Genomic DNA, 12,792 nt, shown 5'->3' with positions numbered 1-12,792 from the left:
TGAGGAGAAAGCGATGTCGACGCAGATGATGAAAGCCGTTCAACAGCACGCCTTTGGCGGGCCGGAAGTCCTGAGCTATGACGATGCGCCACTGCCGGTGCTGCAGGCCGGCGAGGTGCTGGTGCAGGTGCACGCTGTGGGCGTGAACCCACCGGACAGCTATCTGCGCGATGGCTATCAACAGCTGCCCCCGGAATGGCGGCCCGAGGTCCGCTTTCCCTTGATCCTCGGGACCGATCTCTCCGGGATGGTGGTGGCGCGGGCGGATGACGTCCGGGAGGTGGCGGTCGGCGACGAAGTCTACGCCATGGCGCGTTTTCCCGAAGGGGCGGCAGGGGGCAGCCGCGCTTACGCCGAGTACGTTAGCGTGCCGGTCAGCGACCTGGCCCGCAAACCCCTAACCCTGAGCCATCAGCAGGCCGCCGCGGTGCCGATGTCGCTCCTCACCGCCTGGCAGTTCATGATCGATCCCGGGCATGAGGTGGCGAATCCGCTGCAGCCGGGGCCGCATCGGCCTGCGCCGCTGGCGGGTAAACGCGTCCTGGTCAACGGCGCGGCGGGCGGCGTTGGTCATTTCGCCGTACAGCTGGCGAAGTGGCAGGGCGCCGAGGTGATTGCCGTCGCCGCGGGCCGCCATGAAGCCTTTTTGCGTCAGCTCGGCGCCGATGCTTTTATCGACTATACGACCACTGCCGTTGAGGAGGCGGTGCGTGACCTGGATCTGGTCATCGATGCCCCGGGCGGGCCGGCCAGCGGCCGTTTTCTGCGTACCCTGCGGCGCGGCGGCGCGCTGTACCCGATTTTTCCGCTCGGCTTTGCCGGGGCGGAAGAGGCGCGACAGCGCGGAGTGACGGTCTCCACTACCCAGGTACGCTCCAGCGGCGCGCAGCTCGCCCGGCTTGCCGACCTGCTGGACGCCGGAGTCATCCGGGTGGCGATTGACAGCGTTTTCCCCCTTGCGCAGGCGCAGATGGCGCACGAGCGAGCGGTGCAAGGTCGTCTGCAGGGCAAAATTGTGCTGTCGGTGATGGACTCCTCAGCGGAGTAACCCCCGGCGGCCTGGGTTACGTGTTTTCACTTCCCCCGGCGGCGGACTAAAACAGCGCCAGCCGGGCGAGACGGTCCAGCGCGTTGCTCAGCGCGTCGTCGCCTGCCGTGAGGCTGATGCGAATAAACCCTTCACCCCCTTCGCCAAAACCAGTGCCCGGCGCCACCAGAATATGCGCTTCCTGCAGCAGCAGGCGGGCAAACTCCTGCGAACGGTAGCCGGGCGGCACGCCGAGCCAGAGGAAGAAAGTGCCTTGTGCGGCACGCGCCGGCCAGCGCAGCGCGGCCAGTCGACGCAGAACCCACTCCCGACGTTGATGATAGACCGCCGTCAGCTGCGCAATCCGTTCGGCCGGCAGGTTGAGCGCGGCGATCGCCGCATCCTGAATCGCGCCAAACACCGTGCTGTAGCTATGGGTGTGCAGCTTTTTAAACGCCCGGATAATCGAGGCGTTGCCGACTGCGAAGCCGAAGCGCCAGCCGGCCATATTAAAGGTCTTGGAAAAGGTATAGGTTTCCACTCCCCATGCTTTCGCGTCGGGCTGGGAGAAGAGGCTCAGCGGCGCATCGCTGGCCGCGCTGCCGATGGCCGCATAGGCAAAATCATGGAGGATCGTCACCTGGTGACGACGGGCAAATTGCAGAGCGCTGGCGAACAGCGCCGGCGTGGCGAGGGCGCCGGTTGGATTATGCGGGTAGTTAAGCACCACCAGCCCGGCCTTGTCAGCCACCTCCTGGGGGAGGTCGTTAAAATCCGGCAGGAAATGGTTCTCCGCCCTGAGCGGCAGGCCATAAAACGTTGCCTGGGACTGCAGCGCCGCTGAGCGGTAAATCGGATAGCAGGGATCGGTGGAGATCAGATATTGACCGGGGCTGAGCAGCGCCCGCGGGATGCCGCCAATGCCGATATGCGAACCCTGAAACACGGCGACTTCGCTGTGCGGATCGAGTTCCACATCATACTGCCGGCGATAGAACTGGGCGATCGCCTCGCGGACCTGTGGTTTGCCCCAGAACGACGGGTAGCCATGGTTTTCACGACGATGAATGGCGCTCTGCAGCGAGTCAATCACTTCCGGCGGGGTGGGTTGATCCGGACTGCCGCTGGAAAGATCGATCAGCGGTAGCGCTTCGGTGTTGACCTCCGCGGCCAGTTTTTCCAGCAGGCTGAACAGATTCTCTTCCAGCGCGTCCACCAGCGGCGAAGCAGTAAAATCAGGCATAACATTCCCGGTTTAAGTCACGAATAATTAGCCATCTTTAAGGGATTTATTGCGCCTGGCTAAATAACAAAAAACGCAAAGGATTCTTGTTTTTAGGATATGTCGATATAGCAAAAGTTAATGAGGAATTAGCAAAAGGAAATCCGGCGTTCTGGCTTACAACCCACAGTCGGCTGTGATTTAATCGCTCAATATCGCCAACCTTCCAGGAAAATACCTTATGAACAAGTCAGTTGCGCTCGGGATGACTCTCGCCCTGTTGTCGGCCACCTCTTTTTATGCCGCCGCCGACGAACATCTTATTCGCGTCGGCTTTAACCCCGGGCCGTACAAAGAACAATTTGAGAAAGGCGTTGCGCCCTATTTATTGAGTAAAGGATATAAAATCGAATATAAGGATTTCAGCGACGGTATTCAGGTGAATGATGCAGTAGCCCGCGGGGATATCGAAGCGAATATTATGCAGCATCCGGTATATCTGAAAGCAATTAATGAGCGGCTGGGGATCGATAACGTGGGCATTGTGCAAGTCCCCACGCCGCCGATGGGGCTGTACGGCGGTAAACTGACCACCCTGGGCACTCCGGCGGCAGGGACCGTCGTGTCGGTACCGAACCAGCCGTCGAACGAATATCGCGCGGTGCTGGTGTTACAGAGTCTGGGCTGGGTGAAGGTCAAACCGGACAGCGACCCCGCCACTTTTTCGCAGCGCAATATCGTTGACAATCCGTACAAAATTGTCCTTAAAGAGATGGATAATGCCCAGCAGGTTCGCGCTCTGCCGGACGTCGACTATGGCCTGATTCAGGGCAATTTCGCCGTCTCCAGCGGTATGTCCCTGACCTCGGCATTAAAGCTGGAGGCAGCCACCAGCCATTTTATTAATGTTGTGACCGTCGCCGGTAAAAATCAGAAGGCGCAGTTTGCCAAAGATATTATCGATGGCTACCACTCTGCCGATTTCAAAAAATATATTCTCAGCCATCCACAGTATGATGGTTACCTGCTTCCTGATTATTTAAAATGAATAGCGCGATGATAGAGTTTCGCCACGTCAGTAAAAGCTTTTTCAGGAAAGGACATCCGGTTCTGGCCTTGCAGGATATTAATCTCAGCATTGAACGAGGCGATATTTTCGGCATTATTGGCTACAGCGGGGCAGGAAAAAGCACCTTATTACGGCTGATTAATCGTCTGGAAACGCCTGGCGAGGGCGAGGTGCTGTTAAACGGCGAGCCGCTACAGGCCTGCAGCGGCCAGCGCCTGCAGGCCATCAAAAAAGATATCGGCATGATCTTTCAGAATTTTAATCTGCTGAATTCGAAAACCGTTTTCCATAACATCGCCATCCCGCTGATTTTACAAGGCCGCGACAAGGCCTTTATCCAGGCGCGGGTGGCGGAACTGCTGGCGTTCGTCGATCTGAGCGACAAAATCCACAGCTACCCTAATGAGCTGTCGGGTGGACAAAAGCAGCGGGTCGGTATTGCCCGGGCGCTCGCCACCAACCCGTCGGTGCTGCTGTGCGATGAAGCCACCTCGGCGCTCGATCCTCACACCACGGTGCAGATCTTACTGCTCTTGCAGGAGATTAATCGCCGCTATGGCATCACCATTGTACTGATCACCCATGAGATGTCGGTGATCCAGAAAATCTGTCACAAGGTGGCGGTGATGCAGGCGGGCCGTATCGTTGAGCAGGGGACGGTTTTCGACCTCTTTGCCCAGCCGCAGCATCCGGTAACGGCCAGTTTCGTGCAGTCGGTGGTGCACGATCGTCTGCCGCAGCGGGTGGCGTCGCTCCTGCAGCGCGATAACGGCGCCCGGGCTATACGCCTCGAATTTATCGGCGCGACGGCGCAGCAGCCGATCATTAACCACCTGATCCGCGAGTATGCTGTTGAGGTGAATATCCTGTTTGCCAGCATGTCTGAAGTTCAGGGCCGGATTCTGGGATTTATGATTGTGCAGCTCCTCGGCGAGCCTGACGAAACCGACCGCGCCATCACCCATCTGGCCGATGCAGGAGTGAAAATCACCCATGTTTGATCTTATTGATACCGCCATTACCGGCGATCAGTTTCTGCTGGCGCTGCATGACACGCTGATTATGGTCGCCGTCTCGCTGGGCTTTGGCGCGCTGATCGGCGTACCGTTAGGGATTGTGCTGGTGGTTTGCCGTCCCGGCGGCATCGTGGCCAACCCGGTGGTGCATCAGGCGCTGAATCCGCTGATTAACGTGCTGCGTTCGCTGCCGTTTATCATTTTGCTGATTGTGATCCTGCCCTTTACCCGACTGCTGGTGGGCACCACTATCGGCACCGCGGGGGCCATCGTGCCACTGATCGTTTTTGTCGCCCCCTACATTGCCAGGCTGGTGGAGAGCTCACTGCTGGAGGTGGATGAGGGGATCCTCGAAGCCGCGGATGCGATGGGCGCGACCCCCCTGCAGACGGTCTGGCATTTTATGCTGCCGGAGGCGGCAGCGTCGCTGATTCTGGCCCTTACCACGGCGACCATCGGCCTGCTTGGTGCGACCGCCATGGCAGGAACGGTGGGCGGCGGCGGAATTGGCGACCTGGCGATCACCTATGGCTATCAGCGCTTCGACGCCTTTGCCACCCTCACCACCGCCCTGGTGCTGATTGTGATTGTCCAGCTCATTCAGACGCTGGGCACCCGCCTGGCTCGCCGACTGCGTCGCGAATAACCGTCGTCCCGCCCCGGGGTAACCGCGGTTCGCGGGACAGCGGCTTAGCGCGTGGAGACCGCGGCAAAGGCATGGGCGACTCGCGCAATATTACCGTGGTTGAGCCCGGCCACGCAGACCCGACCGCTGGCGATCAGGTAAATGCCGTACTCTTCACGCAGGATGTCCACCTGCCGGGTGCTAAAGCCGGTATAACTGAACATGCCGCGCTGGGTCAGCAGATAGGAAAAATCACCCTCCGGCTGGGCGGCCTGCAGGGCCGTCACCAGCGCGACGCGCATGGCGCTGATGCGGGTGCGCATGGCTTCCACTTCTTCCTGCCACAAGGCGTTCAGCGCGGGAGCGTTGAGCACCTGCGATACCACCTGAGCGCCAAACCCCGGCGGGCTGGAGTAGTTGCGCCGCACGGTGGCTTTCAGCTGGCCCAGCACGCGCCCGGCGATATCGGCATTGTCGCAGACCACTGACAGGCCGCCAACCCGCTCGCCATACAGCGAAAATATCTTGGAAAACGAGTTGCTGACCAGCGCCGTCAGCCCGGCGCTGGCGATGGCGCGAATGGCATAGGCATCCTCGTCCAGTCCGCGGCCGAAGCCCTGGTAGGCGATATCAAGGAATGGGATCAGCTCCCTGCCGATCAGCACCTCAATCACGCGATCCCACTGCTCGCGGGTGAGATCGGCCCCCGTCGGGTTATGGCAGCAAGGGTGAAGCAGCACAATGCTGCGCGGCGGCAGTTGCTGGAGGGCGGCGAGCATAGCGGGGAAATTCACCCCGCGGGTGGCGCTGTCGAACCAGGGATAGGTATGTACCTCAAAGCCGGCGCCGGCAAAGATGGCAACGTGGTTCTCCCAGGTTGGATCGCTGACCCAGACCGCGGAGTCGGGGAAGTAGCGCTTGAGGAAATCAGCGCCCACCTTCAGCGCGCCGGAGCCCCCCAGCGTCTGGATGGTGGCGATGCGTCCGGCACGCAACGCCGGATGATTGTCGCCAAACAGCAGGGTCTGGACCGCACGGCGATAGGGCGCCAGCCCCTCCATCGGCAGATAAAGGCTGGCCTTTTGCTGCTGACTCTGCAGCCGGTCAGCGGCCTGACGGACCGCCTCCAGCTGGGGAATAATGGCCTGCTCGTTATAGTACAGCCCGATGCTGAGGTTAACTTTGTCTGCCCGGGGATCCTGTTGAAAGGCTTCCATCAGCGACAGGATAGGATCGCCCGCATAGGCGTCAACGTTCTGAAACACAGTGGTTACTCCTGAAATGACCGTCAAAGGTGAAGCCATTACACCGCGTAGCGTCCGGGACGGTGGTTCATGGCGATAATCGAATTCAAAATCACGGCGCCGAGGATAGAGACCAGCAGCATCGGCAGGCTTACTACCCACAGCGAGGCGGTGACGATGCAGGCGTCAACCACCATCTGGAATTTACCGGCGCGAATGCCGCTTTTGTCCTGCAGATAGAGGGCCAGAATATTAACGCCGCCGAGGCTCGCTTTATGGCGAAACAGCACCACAAAGCCGATGCCGACCATGATGTTGCCGAAGAGGGTGGCGTAATAGGGGTTCAGGCGATCGACATGGATAAAGTAACCGTGCAGGTCAGAGAACAGGGACACCAGTCCGACCGCGCAGAAGGTTTTCAGCGTGAAGGCGGCGCCCATCCGCCGGACGGAGAGCCAATAGAAAGGCAGGTTAATGACGAAGAAGACCACGCCAAACGGCAGGTGGGTGGCATAGTGGATCAGAAAGGCCATACCTGCCGTTCCGCCGGTCAGGGCACCGGCCTGGCGAAATAAAATAATGCCAAAGGAGATCATCAGCGTGCCGAACAGCAGCGCCAGGGTATCCTCCAGCCAGGTGTGGGTCAGTTTTTCGGGGGAAAGGATATTATCCATAAATAAGCACTATCTTTTCGTTAACAAGGATAAGTCCTTGTTTGCAAAAATCGCACCAGAGGAGGGAGCCGGGCGATCGTTTGCGGAAAAAACAGGCGCTATTCAGCCTAACGTATTGTTATGCCAAAAAGAGAAAATTGCACGACTCATGCGATTTTCTGCGTTACATTGCGCAAACCGTGCAAATTATCACGCTGTGATGCATTGACTAACCCTGCGTTTGCACCAGCGCAGGGCATCATGCCCTGATTCAGCGCAGCGGATCCGGGCCCGGCATCAGCTGGCCATTCTCTTTAAGGCGGTTGAGTATCACCGCGGTTTTCAGGTGGGCGACCCCTTTGTTTTGCGCCAGAATATGGCTGATCAAATGGCTCAGACCGGGCAGGTCCGGGACCGTCACCCGCAGCAGATAATCGGCGTCGCCGGTGGTTTTCCAGGCATCCAGAATGGCGTCCACTTCACTGAGCATCTGGTGAAAGCTCTCCACGCATTGCGGGGTGTGATTCAGCAAGCGCACTTCTATCAGGCCCAGCATTTCCTGCCCGGCAGCATCCGGCGCCAGCCGCGCATGATAGCCGAGGATAAGCTGCGCCTGTTCAAGGGCGATGCGGCGCCGTGAACACTGGGAGGCGGACAGGCCGATGAGATCGCTCAGTTCCTGATTGGTCAAACGGCCATTGGCCTGCAGCAGGGTGAGAATTTTCAAATCATAGTCGTCGATGTTGTACATGGTGGCCACTAATGGAGCGTCAGAGTGATTAACAGCCTAACAGCTTTTTGCCCGCCGTGAAGTCTGACGACAGGGCGGCGACGCCGGCGCACCAAAACGGGTCAGCTTTATGCATGAGGAGGCTATTTTTCTCATGAACTGTGCGATTTCAGGCGGTTTATTGCGCGTTATGTTTGGCCTGGCGGCGCATGGCTTACGCCACAGAGCAGACGGATAAATAATATTTTAATAAAATTCAATATATTGCTCTTGCTCTTATGGCGGGATGCTGCGCCCTGGCCTGAAAGTTGCTATCGCCGAAGGTGACTTTTTTACAGACAGGGGCAGGTCAGAGATGACAACGCAGCAAGAGCATCAGTTAAAACGTGGGTTAAAAAACCGCCACATCCAGTTGATCGCCCTCGGGGGCGCGGTCGGCACCGGACTGTTTTTAGGTATCGCGCAGACGATCCGTATGGCAGGCCCCTCGGTCCTGCTGGGCTACGCCATCGCCGGAGCGATCGCCTTCTTCATCATGCGACAACTTGGCGAGATGGTGGTAGAGGAGCCGGTGGCGGGGTCGTTCAGCCATTTCGCCAACCGCTACTGGGGGCCTTTCGCCGGGTTTATGTCCGGCTGGAATTACTGGGTGTTGTATGTGCTGGTGAGCATGGCGGAGCTGACGGCGGTGGGGATCTATATTCAGTACTGGTGGCCGGAAGTACCCGCCTGGCTGTCGGCGGCGATCTTCTTCGTGGCGATCAACGCCATCAACCTGACGAATGTCAAAGTGTATGGCGAGCTGGAGTTTTGGTTCTCGATTGTCAAAGTGGCCGCCATCATCAGCATGATCGCCTTTGGCAGCTATCTGTTATTTAGCGGCCACGGCGGCCCGGCGGCGACGGTGGCCAACCTGTGGCAGGACGGGGGATTTTTCCCTAACGGTATCACGGGCTTAGTAATGGCGATGGCGGTAATCATGTTCTCCTTCGGCGGGCTTGAGCTGGTGGGGATCACCGCGGCGGAAGCCGACGAACCGCATAAAACCATTCCTAAAGCCACCAACCAAGTGATCTATCGCATTCTGCTGTTTTATGTGGGTTCGCTGGCGGTCCTGCTGTCACTCTATCCCTGGCGTAACGTCGTGGAGGGGGGTAGCCCCTTTGTGCTGATCTTTCATGCCATTGACAGCAATATTGTGGCCAACGCTCTCAATCTGGTGGTGCTCACCGCCGCGCTGTCGGTCTACAACAGCTGTGTGTACTGCAACAGCCGGATGCTGTTCGGCCTGGCTCAGCAGGGCAATGCTCCGCGGGCGCTGCTGCGGGTTAACCGCCGGGGGATCCCGTTGACCGCGCTGGCGGTATCTGCCGTCGCCACGGCGCTTTGCGTGGTGATTAACTATGTGATGCCTGGTAAAGCGTTTGGCCTGCTGATGGCGCTGGTGGTGGCGGCCCTGGTGATTAACTGGGCGATGATCTGCATCACCCATCTCAAGTTTCGTCGCGCTATGCAGCGGGCCGGGAAGGTAACGGCCTTCCAAAGCCTCGGCTATCCCCTGACTAACTGGCTGTGCCTGCTGTTTCTCGCCGGGATCCTCGTGGTGATGTATCTGACTCCCGACATCCGCATCTCCGTCTGCCTGATCCCGGTATGGCTGCTGATCCTCGCCGCAGGCTATCTGCTGCGGAAGAAAAGCGCCCCGGCGCTGGTGGCGATGAAAGAAGGTTAATCGCCAACACCCTGCCGGGCGGCAGGGTGATATTCTCATCGTGAAAATAACGTCAATACTTCTAGTGGATTTTATAATTCCTATAAATGATAACCGGACATGTTAATCTGGGAATAGATGACATGAACATGCTTTTTATTGATCTTGCGTGGCGCTTTGGTAATATCCCGACGGCATTCAGGTTTATTTTATAATGCCACCGAATGGAATAGTAAAATACATAATGGAGTATGGGATGAAGCATGTTCATAAACTGGTCTGGATAGGCCTGTTCGTCAATATTATTATCTGTTTTGTCGCGCGAAATTTATTACTCGATGAAGGACAGCTGAACTTTCATCATCGGGCGGACAGCATGTGGTCCTGGCTGGTGCTCGCTCTGTTTATCGCCGTGGTGGTTCAGGCCGTCAGTATTATGTTGTCGGGCCGCTATCCTTATCTGGCCATCGTGCTGGCATTTATTGGCGGTATCGTGATGGTGCCCGCCAGCATGATCTTTCTGGTTGGCTGTATGTTCAGCTTTCAAACGCGGATTAACGCCGGTTTTACCCCGTGGCGGTCAACAACCGGGGCGATGGGCCGCGACGATAATCAACAGCTATTAACCTTTAATGCATCCGGTTTTTATCCGCAGGGGGCGCTGGCGCTCATCGCCGGCATTATTATCTTAATGATTGGCATGGGTATTGGCGGGGTATTTATTGCCGCCGGCATTGTTGCGCTGTGCAATGGCTATCGTCTGCAGAATCGGGTGGTGATTGGCGTGAGCGGCGAGTCGATGATATTTACACCGGGGCTCTATGCCGATACCTACGTTATTCCGTTAGGTGACGTTGTGCTGGCTGAGCGCGGGAATAATGATGCGAAAGTTCGGCTACGGATCCGTTCCAGCGGCAGAAGCTTCACGTTGCGTAAAAAACTGCTCGCCGGCGATAACGTTAATGATGCCTTCGCCGCCATTCTGGCCAAACTGTCCACGGTTTAAGGCCGACGGGGAAGGGAAGCCGCCAGGAGAGAAACACCTGGCGGCGAAAGCGTGGGTTAGCATGCGCGTTCATCGCGCCAGCCTGCACCCACGCCCTACAACACCCGGTTGCATGTTAATCCACGTTGGTAAAATAATCGCGCGCGGCGGTCTCGACGCGTTTCGCATCCAGCCCGGTCTTCTCAGTGATCTGTTCGATAAACGGTTTAAATTTCTCGTCCATCACGTTACCCCCGTCCCAGTGGGCGACGTAAAATTTGCACTGATAGCGATAAAAATGGAGAGTGGTATCTCCTAACGTGTAGTACATGAGCTTCTCCTGTCCATTAATGCGGTCGCCGCGTCCACAGCGTCAGCAACCCTTTTCTCATCACGATCGATCTGCTCTCTATCCTCCTCCCAATTGGCTGAAATTTCCAGCGGTGCTTTGCGCTATAAAGCAGGATAAAGGAGGGTTAGATTGCGGACGAGTAGTGATTTTTCCTGAAATGGATCGGAAGAACCGGTTACCTGCGGGATGCGCAGATAACCGGAGAGCAGGCAGGATTAGCGCAGCGCGTTGCGCTCCTCGTCGGTCAGGTCCAGGGTCTGCACCATGCCGCTTTCTGCAGCGCGCACCGCCGCTTCCAGAACGGCCATTACCGCCAGCGCTTCAACCGGCGGCACCGGATTGGCGATCTGACCGTTCAGCGCGTCGCGGATCTGCATATAGTACTGGCGCTGATCGCCCGACGGGGTGGCCTGAGAGTGGGTCTGCAGCGAGGCGTCATAGACAACCAGCGCATCGTTATCCTCGCCCCAGCCGGCGCTTCCCGGCTCCACGCCCGCCAGCAACTGGCTCTCCTGCTGGTCGGCCCGCGCTTTGACAACGCTGCCTTTATCGCCGTGCACGGTGAAGCGCGAGGAGCCGCCCGCGACCAGCATGCTGCAGTGCAGGATCACTTTATGCGCCGGGTAGTTTAATACCACATGCGCCCAGTCGTTGATCTCCGCGCCGTCGCGCAGGGTGGCGATATTGCCTTGTACCGACTGCGGCAAACCAAACAGCTGCAGCGCCTGGTCGATCAGGTGGGGCCCCAGATCGAACCATAAACCACTGCCCGGGACGTTCTGCTCACGCCAGCGGACGCGAACTTCCGGACGGAAGCGGTCAAAATGCGACTCGAAGTGTTTCACCGTGCCAATGGCGCCCTGCTCAATGACCTGACGGATCCCCAGGTAGTCGCTGTCCCAGCGGCGGTTATGGAAGACGGAGAGCAGGCGCTGTCTCTCCTCAGCCAGGGCGATCAGCTCCCGGGCTTCCTGCATATCGAGGGTAAAAGGTTTGTCCACCACCACATGCTTGCCGGCGTTCAGCGCCAGGCGGGCCAGCGGCGCGTGGGTGGCGTTGGGGGAGGCGATGACCACCAGATCGACATCCGGATGCTGAACCGCTGCCTCCGGGGAAGCGATGACCGTGACATCCGGCAGGTCGCGTTTGACTTTCTCTTCATCGCGCGAGGCGACGAACGCCAGATTCAGACCCGGCACTGAACGGATAAGCGGCGCGTGGAAGGTCTTACCGACGAAGCCATAGCCAATCAGGGCGATATTTATTGTGTTGTTACTCATCAGGTTCTCCACGCGGTTAAGCGTCAGCAATGTGTACAGAGAGGGCGGGGTCATCCCCCAGCTCAGCCCAGGGACGATCAAGAAAAAGATGGTGAATATCGCTGAGCCCGGCCACCAGCCACGGCTCGCAATGGTTGACTTTGGTATGGTCTGCCACCAGCCAGTGCTCTGCGCTGGCGGCCAGCATGGCGCGCTTCACGTCAGCATCGGCCTCCTGGCTGGCGCTCAGCCCCAGCCCGGCATGAAGCGCGCAGGCGCCGAGAATGGCGATGTCGGCCCGGTAGCGGGCGACCAGCGACAGCGTAGCGCTGCCGGCGAACAGCCGCTGTTCACTGTCCCACTGGCCGCCAAGCAGGATCAGCTGGATATCGGTACGGTCGCTAAACAGCTGGGCGATATCCAGCGAAGGCGTGATCACGGTCATCGGCCCTTTAAGCTGAGCGGCGACCGCCAGCACCGTGCTTCCGGCGTCGAGAAACAGCGTCGAGCCGAGGGGGATGCGCGCGGCGACCTGCTGACCCAGGCGCTGCTTGGTCTGGGGGAGCAGGGCGTTTCGACCCTGGCGGGTCATCGCCGGGACGTTAAGAGCGATGGCGCCGCCGTGGCTTTTCTGCAGGACACCCTGTTTTTCCAGCTCGCTCAGATCCCGGCGAATGGTATCGGCGGAGACCTGTAGCCCTTCGACCAGTTCGCTGATGCTTAGCTGGCCGTTTTCACTCAGCCTGTCGAGGATGTGTTTTTGTCTGGCGAGCTTATGCATGGCAAGCGACTCCGCAAATTAACGCAATAAACAGCATAATACAGCAATGAGTGGCAAAATAAACCGCAAAAAGACGCATTGAGATCGGCAAAACGGGAAGAACTTGATTTCACTACGC

The 12,792-nt window shown here is 58.3% G+C and carries 13 protein-coding genes; 6 read left to right on the top strand and 7 right to left on the bottom strand.

Annotated elements, in window-relative coordinates; all coding sequences use genetic code 11:
• The first annotated feature begins 13 nt into the window (after positions 1-13).
• Positions 14-1,048 carry an NADP-dependent oxidoreductase gene (locus DTA24_RS16325; RefSeq protein WP_096834745.1) on the top strand — a complete coding sequence of 345 codons (1,035 nt, stop codon included), beginning with the start codon at positions 14-16 and terminating at the stop codon, positions 1,046-1,048.
• A 46-nt stretch (positions 1,049-1,094) separates the two neighbouring features.
• Here the strand turns inward: DTA24_RS16325 and DTA24_RS16320 are convergent, their stop codons facing one another.
• The gene (locus DTA24_RS16320; RefSeq protein ID WP_123836953.1) at positions 1,095-2,270 is read right to left on the bottom strand and encodes an aminotransferase class I/II-fold pyridoxal phosphate-dependent enzyme; all 1,176 of its coding nucleotides are present in this window, start codon (positions 2,268-2,270) and stop codon (positions 1,095-1,097) included.
• Between the two features lie 220 nt (positions 2,271-2,490).
• Here DTA24_RS16320 and DTA24_RS16315 point away from each other — a divergent pair, with 220 nt between their 5' ends.
• The 3 genes from DTA24_RS16315 to DTA24_RS16305 are packed head-to-tail and all read left to right on the top strand — an operon-like array spanning position 2,491 to position 4,980.
• Positions 2,491-3,297: a MetQ/NlpA family ABC transporter substrate-binding protein gene (locus tag DTA24_RS16315; protein ID WP_012968382.1), complete on the top strand. Its 807-nt coding sequence runs from the start codon at positions 2,491-2,493 to the stop codon at positions 3,295-3,297.
• Between the two features lie 8 nt (positions 3,298-3,305).
• A complete protein-coding gene (locus tag DTA24_RS16310; RefSeq protein ID WP_032733457.1) occupies positions 3,306-4,319 on the top strand; it encodes a methionine ABC transporter ATP-binding protein in 1,014 nt (337 codons plus the stop codon).
• Positions 4,312-4,980, top strand: coding sequence for a methionine ABC transporter permease (locus DTA24_RS16305; protein WP_004892563.1), 669 nt, complete (start codon positions 4,312-4,314; stop codon positions 4,978-4,980). The genes DTA24_RS16310 and DTA24_RS16305 overlap by 8 nt, the downstream gene beginning before the upstream one ends.
• 44 nt (positions 4,981-5,024) lie before the next feature.
• On the opposite strand, the gene DTA24_RS16300 is transcribed toward DTA24_RS16305, so the two are convergent.
• The 3 genes from DTA24_RS16300 to DTA24_RS16290 all read right to left on the bottom strand — a co-directional run bounded on the left by DTA24_RS16300 (position 5,025) and on the right by DTA24_RS16290 (position 7,607).
• The gene (locus tag DTA24_RS16300; protein ID WP_012968380.1) at positions 5,025-6,224 is read right to left on the bottom strand and encodes an amino acid aminotransferase; all 1,200 of its coding nucleotides are present in this window, start codon (positions 6,222-6,224) and stop codon (positions 5,025-5,027) included.
• A gap of 38 nt (positions 6,225-6,262) precedes the next feature.
• Positions 6,263-6,877, bottom strand: a complete 615-nt coding sequence (locus DTA24_RS16295) for a YitT family protein (protein ID WP_002902402.1) — start codon at positions 6,875-6,877, stop codon at positions 6,263-6,265.
• Between the two features lie 250 nt (positions 6,878-7,127).
• Entirely contained in the window at positions 7,128-7,607 is a 480-nt protein-coding gene (locus tag DTA24_RS16290; RefSeq protein WP_008805158.1) for an Lrp/AsnC family transcriptional regulator, read from the bottom strand.
• Between the two features lie 334 nt (positions 7,608-7,941).
• Here DTA24_RS16290 and DTA24_RS16285 point away from each other — a divergent pair, with 334 nt between their 5' ends.
• Both DTA24_RS16285 and DTA24_RS16280 read left to right on the top strand, forming a co-directional pair.
• Complete coding sequence (locus DTA24_RS16285; protein ID WP_008805157.1) at positions 7,942-9,318, top strand: amino acid permease; 1,377 nt, start codon at positions 7,942-7,944, stop codon at positions 9,316-9,318.
• A 235-nt stretch (positions 9,319-9,553) separates the two neighbouring features.
• Positions 9,554-10,303 (top strand): hypothetical protein, encoded by a 750-nt coding sequence (locus tag DTA24_RS16280; protein WP_023297497.1) that lies wholly within the window; start codon positions 9,554-9,556, stop codon positions 10,301-10,303.
• Positions 10,304-10,418: 115 nt separating this feature from the next.
• Here DTA24_RS16280 and DTA24_RS16275 read toward each other — a convergent pair whose 3' ends face one another.
• The 3 genes from DTA24_RS16275 to DTA24_RS16265 form a co-directional block, all read right to left on the bottom strand.
• Positions 10,419-10,613: a hypothetical protein gene (locus DTA24_RS16275; RefSeq protein WP_008805155.1), complete on the bottom strand. Its 195-nt coding sequence runs from the start codon at positions 10,611-10,613 to the stop codon at positions 10,419-10,421.
• 236 nt (positions 10,614-10,849) lie between these two features.
• Positions 10,850-11,968 (bottom strand): oxidoreductase, encoded by a 1,119-nt coding sequence (locus tag DTA24_RS16270; protein ID WP_023297498.1) that lies wholly within the window; start codon positions 11,966-11,968, stop codon positions 10,850-10,852.
• Positions 11,931-12,674 (bottom strand): DeoR/GlpR family DNA-binding transcription regulator, encoded by a 744-nt coding sequence (locus DTA24_RS16265; RefSeq protein WP_012541956.1) that lies wholly within the window; start codon positions 12,672-12,674, stop codon positions 11,931-11,933. The genes DTA24_RS16270 and DTA24_RS16265 overlap by 38 nt, the downstream gene beginning before the upstream one ends.
• Positions 12,675-12,792 lie beyond the last annotated feature (118 nt).

The organism is Klebsiella sp. P1CD1 (assembly GCF_003790505.1).
GTDB classification, from domain to species: Bacteria; Pseudomonadota; Gammaproteobacteria; order Enterobacterales; family Enterobacteriaceae; genus Klebsiella; species Klebsiella variicola.
This window is presented reverse-complemented; position numbering and strand designations above follow the sequence as displayed.

Excerpts from the sequence above, each read along its gene's own strand:
- DTA24_RS16325 (WP_096834745.1), top strand. The coding sequence starts at position 14 with ATGTCGACGCAGATGATGAAAGCCGTTCAACAGCACGCCTTTGGCGGG.
- DTA24_RS16320 (WP_123836953.1), bottom strand. The coding sequence starts at position 2,270 with ATGCCTGATTTTACTGCTTCGCCGCTGGTGGACGCGCTGGAAGAGAAT.
- DTA24_RS16315 (WP_012968382.1), top strand. The coding sequence starts at position 2,491 with ATGAACAAGTCAGTTGCGCTCGGGATGACTCTCGCCCTGTTGTCGGCC.
- DTA24_RS16310 (WP_032733457.1), top strand. The coding sequence starts at position 3,306 with ATGATAGAGTTTCGCCACGTCAGTAAAAGCTTTTTCAGGAAAGGACAT.
- DTA24_RS16305 (WP_004892563.1), top strand. The coding sequence starts at position 4,312 with ATGTTTGATCTTATTGATACCGCCATTACCGGCGATCAGTTTCTGCTG.
- DTA24_RS16295 (WP_002902402.1), bottom strand. The coding sequence starts at position 6,877 with ATGGATAATATCCTTTCCCCCGAAAAACTGACCCACACCTGGCTGGAG.
- DTA24_RS16290 (WP_008805158.1), bottom strand. The coding sequence starts at position 7,607 with ATGTACAACATCGACGACTATGATTTGAAAATTCTCACCCTGCTGCAG.
- DTA24_RS16285 (WP_008805157.1), top strand. The coding sequence starts at position 7,942 with ATGACAACGCAGCAAGAGCATCAGTTAAAACGTGGGTTAAAAAACCGC.
- DTA24_RS16280 (WP_023297497.1), top strand. The coding sequence starts at position 9,554 with ATGAAGCATGTTCATAAACTGGTCTGGATAGGCCTGTTCGTCAATATT.
- DTA24_RS16275 (WP_008805155.1), bottom strand. The coding sequence starts at position 10,613 with ATGTACTACACGTTAGGAGATACCACTCTCCATTTTTATCGCTATCAG.
- DTA24_RS16270 (WP_023297498.1), bottom strand. The coding sequence starts at position 11,968 with ATGACCCCGCCCTCTCTGTACACATTGCTGACGCTTAACCGCGTGGAG.
- DTA24_RS16265 (WP_012541956.1), bottom strand. The coding sequence starts at position 12,674 with ATGCATAAGCTCGCCAGACAAAAACACATCCTCGACAGGCTGAGTGAA.